This window comes from Streptomyces sp. MS191 (assembly GCF_008042125.1).
GTDB lineage: Bacteria > Actinomycetota > Actinomycetes > Streptomycetales > Streptomycetaceae > Streptomyces.
Window position 1 is genome coordinate 186,466 of record NZ_RDBI01000040.1, and the last position, 9,391, is coordinate 195,856.

3 protein-coding genes and 2 pseudogenes are annotated in these 9,391 nt (G+C 75.3%); 2 read left to right on the forward strand and 3 right to left on the reverse strand.

Going from position 1 to position 9,391, the window contains the following annotated elements:
* Positions 1 to 2,169 (reverse strand): sensor histidine kinase (locus tag EAO71_RS07720; protein ID WP_261992055.1); only part of this gene is annotated, 2,169 nt, incomplete at its 3' end.
* Positions 2,170 to 2,582: 413 nt separating this feature from the next.
* Here EAO71_RS07720 and EAO71_RS07725 point away from each other — a divergent pair.
* Complete coding sequence (locus tag EAO71_RS07725) at positions 2,583 to 3,005, forward strand: hypothetical protein (protein ID WP_261992056.1); 423 nt, start codon at positions 2,583 to 2,585, stop codon at positions 3,003 to 3,005.
* 90 nt (positions 3,006 to 3,095) lie between these two features.
* Here the strand turns inward: EAO71_RS07725 and EAO71_RS07730 are convergent.
* Positions 3,096 to 7,010: pseudogene (locus EAO71_RS07730) on the reverse strand (coiled-coil domain-containing protein); the annotation flags it as partial.
* Positions 7,011 to 7,219: 209 nt separating this feature from the next.
* Here EAO71_RS07730 and EAO71_RS07735 point away from each other — a divergent pair.
* Positions 7,220 to 8,116 (forward strand): hypothetical protein, encoded by an 897-nt coding sequence (locus tag EAO71_RS07735; protein ID WP_147977033.1) that lies wholly within the window; start codon positions 7,220 to 7,222, stop codon positions 8,114 to 8,116.
* 154 nt (positions 8,117 to 8,270) lie between these two features.
* Here EAO71_RS07735 and EAO71_RS07740 read toward each other — a convergent pair.
* Positions 8,271 to 9,391: pseudogene (locus EAO71_RS07740) on the reverse strand (hypothetical protein); the annotation flags it as partial.

Sequence of the window (9,391 nt, forward strand, 5' to 3'; positions counted from 1 at the left end):
CGTCTGGACGGCCCGATCGACGGCCCCGTGGAGCTGGAGGCACCCCTCGGCGGCGCCGCCTTCGACGACCTCGTCGACACCTCCGCGGACCTGGAGGACACCGAGAGCGAGCGAGGCGGGATCTTCCGCGCCCGCGAGCACCGTCGGCGCGGCCGTCAGCACCGGGCGCCGGGCGAGCAGTTCGGGTACGTCGCCGGTGGCCTTCTCGTGCTCGGCGCCCCGCGCGGGCTCCAGGCTCTTGCGGTCCAGGCGGAAGCCCGACCCCTGCGTCTCCGGGGCGTCGGTGAGCAGCGCGGCCGGGATGAAGACCACCGCCGTGGTGCCGCCGTAGGGCGAGGTCTGGAGCGAGACGCGGACGTTCTGGCGCTGGGCCAGCCGGCTGACCACGAACAGGCCGAGGCGGTCGGTGTCGGAGAGCTCGAACTCGGGGGTCTCGGCGAGGCGCAGGTTGGCGTCGAGCAGGGCGTCGGGGTTCATGCCGAGGCCGCGGTCGTGGATCTCCAGGGTGAAGCCGTTCGCGACCCGCTCGCCGAGCACCTGCACGGCGGTGTGCGGGGGCGAGAACACCGTGGCGTTCTCCAGGAGTTCGGCGATCAGGTGCGTGAGGTCGGCGACGGCCGGACCGCCGACGCCGAGCCGGGGCAGCCGGCGCACCTCGACGCGCTCGTAGTCCTCGACCTCGGCGACGGCCGCCCGCACGACGTCCATCAGCTGGACGGGCTTGCGCCACTGCCGGGAGGGCGCGGCGCCGGAAAGGATCACCAGGCCCTCGGCGTGGCGGCGCATGCGCGTGGTCATGTGGTCGAGCCGGAAGAGGTCGGCGAGTTCCTCGGTGTCCTCGGTGCGCCGCTCCATGCTGTCGAGGAGGGTGAGCTGGCGGTGCAGCAGCACCTGGTTGCGGCGGGCGAGGTTGACGAAGACGTCGGAGACCCCGCGCCGCATGTCGGCCTGCCGGACGGCCGCTTCGACGGCGGCGCGCTGGAGCGTGTTGAGGGCCTGGCCGACCTGGCCGACCTCGTCGTCCTCGTACCGCAGGTGGGGCACCTCGGTCTCGACGTCGACGTGCTCTCCGGCGGCGAGGCGGCGCATGACGCTCGGCAGGCGGACGCCGGAGACCTCCTGGGCCTCCTTGCGCAGCCGGCGCAGGTCGCGCACGAGTTCGCGGCCGATCCGGACGGACACGATGACGGAGACGAGCAGGGCGAGGAAGCCGAGGACACCGGCGACGCCCGCCTTCAGCAGGACGCTGTACGCGGCGGGCTGGACGCGGTCCTGGTAGCGGTCGCCGGCCGCGGTGTTGTCGCGGGCGAGGTCGTCGAGGACGGGGGTCGCCCGTTCCTCCCAGCGTTCGGGCGTGAGGGTGCGCGGGCGCTCGGTGGCGCCGGCGGCGATGAGGTCGTTCTCGGCCTTGCGCAGCGGGGCGGTGGCGGGGCTCTGCCAGTACCGCTCGAAGCGCTCGCGCTCGGACACCGGCAGGACTTCGAGGCTGACCTCGTAGAACTGGCGGCGGTTCGCCACGAGGTCCGAGATCGCGCGGATCTCCTCGGCGGTGACGCGGTCGGTGATGAGGGCCGAGAGGACCAGCGCGTCCTCGCGGGAGAGGAGTTCCCGGGCGCGGACGACACCGACGAGGGCGCGGCCCTGTTTGTCCATCTCCACGTTCTCGAGGGCGTGGAGGGTCATGAGGAAGGCGTAGCAGGGGTCGACGAGCCGGTTGTAGAACTCGAGGGCCTGGACGCGGCCGACGCTGCGGTTCTCCACGGAACGGCGCAGCGAGTCGAGGCCGTCGAGTGCCTGGAGCAGGGAGTTGAGCCGCTGCGAGGCGAGCGGGCGCATCTCCTCGCGGACACCGGAGTCCGCGGCGTTCGCCCGGATGAGGGTGATCTGCCGGTCGGTGGCCTCGCGCTGCTCGCGCAGTGCGGTGAGGGCGTCGGAGGCGCGCGGGTCGGCGAGGTAGACGAGGGACTGCCGGCGTTCCCTCTGCAGGACGCGGGCGGTGTCCTCGATGGGGTAGCCGACCTTCTCGACGATGTAGCCGACGTCGAGGAGCTGGTCCGCCTCGCGGCCGGTCAGCACCGTCGCGAAGCCCCACAGTCCGGTGAGCGAGACGAGCGGCACCAGCAGCAGCGCCACGATCTTCCGGCGGATGGACTTCCCGCGAAAGCGCATGGCCTCCCCCAGCTCGGCCTCCGCCCGGTGCGGAGGTCCTCCACAGCGACGTCCGGCGTCAACACACGGCGTCGACCTTCGATTTCAACAAACGGCGGCGCGAGCCTACTACTGCATCACGGCCAACTCGAAGGCGTGTCCGGACGATTTCCAGCCTCACGAGTGAGCGTTGATCATGAGATGTCCTGGTATTCGGGGAGTTGGCATTCTCCGGTGTGGCGCAGGACACCTGGTAGGCCGTCATTTTCTCTGGCATGGGAGATGGCTGGAAGTGTTCCTTCCGGGGAGAAAGCGGGGAAACCTTTTCCCCCTCTCGATCGTCTTTGTGTACGGGGAGCGGCATGCCCGCGTAAATCGGCGCAAGCGGGGCAGCCACCCTGAAGACGTTCAGGGTCGTGGGGAGTGACGGAGCAATGGAGTACGAGGCGCGGTCGGCGCGACAGTTGTGGGTGGAGGACGAGAAGGCCAGGCGCCGGATGCCCGATCCGGTGCGGACCGCCGCCGTACGGGCCCTGCTGCTCACGTCGGTGACGCTCATTCAGGGAATGGTGGCGTTCTTCGCCGCCGTCACGGGTTCGTGGCTCGCCTTTCCGACGCTTCTGACGTCGGTGGGCAGCACGGTCGTGGCGACCTGGAGCGTGCTCGACGTCTGGGTGACACGGCAGGTGTGGCGGCAGCGCAACGGCGTGGTGTCGGAGCCGAGCAGTACGGCACGGCAGTTGCGGCGGGAACGGCGGCAGGCCCGGAAGACCGGGCAGGTCCCGGCGGGCGAGCGGACCTCCGGGACGGTGGGGTCACGGCGTCCCGAGGCGGCGAGCGTCCCGAAGGCCGCCTGAACACCGCGTCGGCCCACCGGCCGGCGGCACGGAAACGCGGTCGGCCCGACCCCCGTCGAGGGGTCGGGCCGACCGCGTTTCCGTGCCGGGTCAGTCCGCCGCCGGCTGGGGCTCGTCGGCCTGGCTGCGGCGGAACATCCGGGTCGCCGTGATCTCGCCGTGCACCGTCTCGCCCTCCGTGCGCTGCTGGGGCAGTCCCGGGCGCAGGTGCTCCTCGACGCTGATGTACTTGAGTCCCGCTCGCAGGTCGGCGTCGTTGCGCAGCCGGATCACCAGCGGGAACTCGGCGAGCGCCGTGGTGTCGAACAGTCCGGTCGTGTAGAGCAGCTGGACGCCCAGCGCGTCCGAGACGGCGCGCTGGAGCTCCAGCAGGTACGTCGCGTTGGCGCGGCCGATCGGGTTGTCGAGGAACAGCGTGCCCGCGTGGCGGTGCTTGTCGCGGCCCCGGTCGTTGGAACGGAGCGCCGCCATCGTGCAGTACAGCGCGATCGCCGCGGTCAGGAGCTGCCCGCCGGAGAAGACGTCGCCCATCTGTCCGACCGGGACGCGCTCCGCCCGCAGGACGGCGTCCGGCTTGAGGATCTCGACCGCGACACCGCGCGGTTCGAGGGCCGCCTGGACCCCCCTGAGCAGCAGCGACATGCCGTCGCGGCGCAGGTCGGAGTTCTTCTTGAGGGCGGCCCGGGTCGCCTCGTCGACGACCTCGCCCAGCCGTTCGGTGAGCGTGGCCTGGTCCGGCTCCTCGAACCGGATGCGCAGGAACTCCTGCCCCGACCACTCGCCCAGGCCCTCGGGCAGCCGGGAGAGCCGCTGAGCGGAGCGGAGCGTGGTCAGCGCGGACTCCACCAGACCGCGGAGGCGGTCGACGATCGAGTCGCGGTTGCGTTCCAGCTGGGCCAGTTCGTCGGTGAGGACCCGCAGCCGGGGCGCGAAGGCGTCCGCCCACTTGGCGGCGTGCTCCGGGAGCGCGGCCGCGGGCAGTTCGCGGATCTGCTGCCGAGCGGGGGTGCGGACCTGCTCGTAGCGGCTGGAGTTGGCGTGCCGGACGAGGATGTCGCTCGCCTCGCGCACCGAGGCGTCGGCGCCGGCGAGCTCGGCGGCGCAGGCGCGCAGCGAGCGGCGGGACTCGGCGGCGGACTGCCGGGCCTCCTCCAGGGTGCCGGGGTACGGCTCGGGGCCCTCCTGTTCCTCCTCGGCGTGGTCGCGGAGGAGGTCGCGCAGCAGCGCGGCCGTCTCGCCGAAGCCGCCGGCGGCGTCCTCGGCGGCGCGGTGGGCGCGCAGCAGATGGGCGTGCGCGGTGCGCGCGGCCTCCAGGGCGTCGGTGCGCGAGGCGAGTTCGCCGGTGGCCGTGCGCAGCAGGCTCTGGGCCTGCTCGGCGTCGGCGGGGACCTGGTCCTCGGGCAGCTCGGTGTGCGCCTCGCCGTCCTCGGGTGCCAGCCGCTCCGCCTCGCCGCGGAGCCGGCCGAGCTTCTCGCTCGCCTCGGACGCGCGCGTCTCCAGCATCTGGACCAGGGACTCGGCCCGCGCGGCGGCGGCCTGGCGAGACGGGCCGTCGGCGCCGTCGGTGGACTCCAGGAGCTGCTCGGCGCGGGTGCGGACCTTGTTCGTGAGGCGGTCGAGCTCGGCGAGGGCGGCGGACTCGTCGCTCTCGGCCCGGGCCTGCTCGGCGCGCAGGTCGGCGCCGACGCCGACCTTCTCGTACAGCTGGGAGGCCGCGCGGTAGGCCTCGCGGAGGGTGGGGAGCGCGGTGCGCGGGGCGTCGGCGTCCGGCTCGGGGAGCTGGTCGGGAGCCCCGGCGATCTCGGCCCGCTCGGCCCGCAGGGCGCGGGCGGTGCGGTGGGCGTCGTCGGCGGTGCGCTGGGCCGCGCGGCGGTCCTCGTCGGCGGCGCGGGCCCGCTCCAGGCAGGTCTGCGCGCGGGCCTCGGACTCGGTCGCGTCGTCGGCCAGTTCGCGGAGCTTGGCCTGCCAGGCGGAGCGCTCGCGCAGCCGGAACGCCAGGCCGGCCAGGGCGTCGGCGGCGCGGCGGGCGCGCTGCGCCGCCTCCTGCCGCTCGTCCCGCACGCGAGCCGCGTCGGCGGCGGCCTCGTCGGCCTCGGCCCGTACGGCCCGGGCTTCGGCGAGCGTGACCGTGGCGGCCTCGGCCGTCTCGCGGGCGGTGGCGGCGACGGCGGAGAGCTCGGCGAGCATGCCGGGCGGGCAGTCGGCGCGCCACGAGCCGATCCGTGCGGCCAGCGAGCGGTCACCGGTGAGCCGGGCCGCCAGGACCCGGATCTCCTCGTCCCGGGCGACGGCGCGGCCGCGGAGGGCGTGGCGCTCCTCGTCGGCGGCCTGCTCGTCGTGCATGGCCGGGTTCGGCGGGACGAGGAAGACGTCGCCGCTTCCGGCGTCGCCGGGGCGGGGTACGGGCGCGAGCAGGGCGGCGGCCGTGCCGACGGCGACGGTGGAGCGCGGCAGCAGGGCCGCCGTGGCGAGCACCTCGCGGGCGCGGGCGTACGAGACGGGGTCGGTGATCACGACGCCGTCGACCAGCTCGGGGCGTGCGGCCAGGACGCCGGCGTGGTCGGCCGGGTCGACCGCCTGGGCGAGGTAGCGCCAGCCGGGAAGGGCCGGGATGCCGTGCTCGCCGAGGTACTCGACCGTGGCCAGGACGTCGGGGCCGGGCGGCAGCAGGCCGCCGTCACCGAGGGCGCCGAGGATGCGGGCGTCGTCGGCGGCGGCGGTGCGCAGGTCGAACAGCTGGCGCTCGGCGGAGGCGATGGACTGTTCGAGCAGGCGCCGCAGTTCGTCGGCGCTGCGGTCGAACTCGGTGACGGTGAGCGGGCCGTGCGGGGCGCGGCCGGCGGGAGCGCTCGGGACGCCGTCGGCGGTGTCCTGCTCCTCGTCCGGGTCCGGGCGGCCCGTGCGGTGCTGGGGGGCGGCGGGCTCCGCCGCCCGCTGGCCCGGGAACGGGGCGTGCGCGGGCGGGAGGCTCAGGAGTTCGGTCAGGCGGTCGTCGCCGGCGAGGGACTCGGCGGCGCGGCGCTCGGCGTCGTAGGCGTTCTCCGCGGCGTCGGCCGCGTCCGTGGCGCGGGCGGCGGCCAGTTCGGCGCGTGCCTCGGCGGCGGCGGCGTCCCGCGCGTGGTCGGCGGTGGAGCGGGCGGCGTCGCGGGCCGCGTCCCAGGCGGCGACCGTCGTCTTCTCGGCGTCGCTCGCCGTCAGGGCGGCCCGGGCGGGGTCGGCGTCCGGCGCGGTGTCGTCGAGCCAGCCGGCCCGGACCGCCTCGGCGGTCTCCTGTTCGACCTCGGCGAGGCGCTGGCGCAGGTGGCCGGCCTCGCTGCGGGCGCGCTGGGCCTCGGTCGCGGCGACGGTGGCGTCGCGGTGGGCGGTCTCGCCGGCCTCCTGGAGGGCGGCGGAGCGCTCCTCCTCCTCGGCGGCGTGGCGTTCCCCGTCCTCGGCCGCCGCGTGCAGGGCGCGTACGAGGGCGGCGGCGGCCGTGGCGCGGGCTGCGAGGGCGGGGGCGGCGTCGCGCTCGGCCTCGAGGATGGCGGCGGCCACGCGGCCGGAGCGGTCGCTCGCGGCGCGGTGGCGCAGCACGGCCTCTGCGGCCTGCCAGGCGGAGTGCAGGGTGCGGGCGTCGGTGAGTTCGCGGCGCTGGGAGGCGGCGCTCTTCTCGGCGACGGTGAGGGCCAGGGAGGCGTGCCGGTAGGCCAGTTCGGCGGCGATGAGGGAGCTGCGGCCGCGGGCCTGCTCGGCGTCGGAGACGGCGTGCGCGGCCTCGGTGACCTGCTGGGCCAGCTCGGCGGCGCGGCCGCGCTCGTCGGTGGCTTCGGCAACAAGCTCGGCCGCCGCGCCGAACTCACCGCCGAACGCGACTTCACGGCCGGCTCCGTCGACCTCCTCGGCCGCATCGTCGAGGCCGCCGGGACCCGGGCCCGCGCCCGCGACGTCCACGCCGGCGAGGAGCGCCGCACCCGGACGCTGGCCCGGCGCCTCTCCGCCCGCGCCACCGACGAGCGCGGCCGCGCCGCCGAGCTGGCCCAGCAGGTCACCCCCAAGAGCCCCGCCCCGTACGTACGGGCCGTCCGCCTCGCGCCCGGTGTCGCCGATGCCTCCGGATCCGCCGGGGCCGGCGCGGAACGCCGGGCCGCCGTCAGCGTCCGGCCCGTCCGCCTGCCGCTGGCCCGGCCCGCCGAGCCCACCGCACCACCGACCACCCGTACCGAGGAGCCCCAGCCGTGAGCGACCACCACGCAGATCACGCCGACGCGTGGAGCGAGCCGGAGGTCCCGCACACCCCCGCCGGACCTGCCGCGGTCACGCCCGCCGACGCCGCCGACGCGGCCCGGCTCGTCTCCTTCGGGCTCCAGCCCAAGCTGCTGCCGGCGCGCGACGCCGAGTACGCCGAACTGCTCCGGCGCTACCGCGAGGACTCCGCCTTCGCGCGTCTCGCCGACGCCGTCGCCACCGGCCTCGGGCTGATCGTCCTGGAGGTCTCGCCGCGCGCCGGTATGGCCGTCACCGCCGGCGAGGACTCCGTCTTCGCCGTCCGCATGGGCGACTACGCCCGCCGCGCCTCGACCGACTCCGCCGACCGCTTCCTGCACGGCCTCGCCCACCTCGCCGTGGCCGCCATGGCCTTCCCGCGGCCCGAGGACCTGGCCGACGACGGCTACATCGGCCGCCTCACGGTCAACGGCGTCGACGCCTTCGTCCGCCAGGCCTGCCGCCGCCTCGAAGAGCGCGCCGAGGAGCAGGGCGACAACACCGACCCCGCCACCGACGCGCCCGGCCTGGAAGCCGCCTGGCGCATCTACGCGCGCCGCAGCGCCACCGGAGCCACCAAGGACGCCCGTCGGCTGGCCGGCTCCACCACCGGCATCGTCGGCAAGGCCGTCGCCTTCCTCACCGACTCCGGCTTCCTCCAGCGCACCGGTGACGACGCGGGCGGCGCCTACCGCACCACCGCCCGCTACCAGCTCCAGGTCCGCGACATGGCCGGCAGCGCCGCCATGGCCGAACTCATCGAGCTCGGCGTCGTCCCCGTCAGCGACGGCTCGGCGACCCTGCTGCCGCCGCCCGCGGGCGACGACCTGGAGCTCGCCGCCGACGCCGGCCTGCCCTTCCACGCGTAACCGCCCCCGAAGACCACGCAGAACACAGACGACGAGAGTCCGCCGCCATGTACGAGTTGTCCCGGGTCCGCCTCTACTCCATCGGTCCCGCCGGTGCGCGCTACGCCGACACCGTCCTGGACCTGCGCGGAGTCGGCGCGCCCGTGCCCAACCCCGCCCCCACCCAGGCGGAGTGCAGGGTGCGGGCGTCGGTGAGTTCGCGGCGCTGGGAGGCGGCGCTCTTCTCGGCGACGGTGAGGGCCAGGGAGGCGTGCCGGTAGGCCAGTTCGGCGGCGATGAGGGAGCTGCGGCCGCGGGCCTGCTCGGCGTCGGAGACGGCGTGCGCGGCCTCGGTGACCTGCTGGGCCAGCTCGGCGGCGCGGCCGCGCTCGTCGGTGGCGCGGGCGGAGAGGCGCCGGGCCAGCGTCCGGGTGCGGCGCTCCTCGCCGGCGTGGACGTCGCGGGCGCGGGCCCGGGTCCCGGCGGCCTCGACGATGCGGCCGAGGAGGTCGACGGAGCCGGCCGTGAAGTCGCGTTCGGCGGTGAGTTCGGCGCGGCGGCCGAGCTTGTTGCCGAAGCCGCCGACGAGGTCGGCGAGGCCGTCGGTGTCGCGGGTGTCGGTGACGGCGCGCAGGAGGAGGTCGGTGAAGTCGGAGTCCTTCTTGACCGCGAAGAGGCCGGCGGCCTCACCCTCGTCGGCGTTCATCTCGCGCTGGTAGCGGAAGAGTTCGGGGTCCAGACCGAGGTCGCCGAGGTGCTCGTTCCAGCGGTCGTGGATCTCCTCCCAGTACACCTCCAGGTGCGGGTACGCCTTGCCGGCGTCCGTGATCGCGTCGCGGAAGCCCTTCATGGTGCGGCGGCGGCCCTGGGCGCCGGACGCGCCCTCGACGGGCGGACGCACGGAGGTGGCCTCGGCCACCGGCAGCGAGTCCAGGCTCAGTCCGGGGCCGGGGCGGAAGGAGTACCAGGCCTCGGCGAACTTCCGCGGGTCGTTGGAGACCTGGCGGCCGCGCCACTCGCTGGCCTTGCCGACGACGACGAGTTCACCGGTGAGCGTGTGCTGCCACTCCAGGGCCACGTGGCCGCAGTCGTCGGCGAGCAGGAACTTGCGCAGCACGCCGGAGCTGGCGCCGCCGAGGGTGTTGCGGTGGCCGGGGAGCATCACCGAGAAGATCAGCTTGAGGAGGACGGACTTGCCGCCGCCGTTCTCCAGGAAGAGCACACCGGCGGGCGCGGGGCGGCGCGGCGGGCCGACCGGCTCCTCCTCGAAGAACTCCGCCTGGGTGGGGGCGGGGT